Genomic DNA, 264 nt, shown 5'->3' with positions numbered 1-264 from the left:
TAATTCTGGAAAACTGAAAAGTGAAATCAGGTATATATGGGAAGGAACAGGTGGAAGTTCACCAGAAGGTCCACACCTATATAAAATCAACGGTTTATATTACTTATTAATTGCCGAAGGTGGCACAGAGTATGGCCATATGGTAACGATTGCTAGAAGTGAAAGTCCCTATGGTCCATTTGAAAGCAATCCAGATAACCCAATATTATCTAACAGGAGTACGAAGTTACCCATTCAAGCAACCGGTCATGCAGATCTTGTATT

General features: G+C 39.0%; 1 protein-coding gene. It reads left to right on the top strand.

Annotated features, from left to right (window positions below; all coding sequences use genetic code 11):
* The coding region (locus tag CHH91_RS18615; RefSeq protein WP_141234225.1) for a family 43 glycosylhydrolase at window positions 1–264 on the top strand (264 nt) is incomplete at both ends.

The organism is Virgibacillus sp. 7505 (assembly GCF_002272135.1).
GTDB lineage: Bacteria > Bacillota > Bacilli > Bacillales > Amphibacillaceae > Terribacillus.
Note: the sequence above shows the minus strand (reverse complement) of the source record. Positions and strands in the feature narration are given on the sequence as shown.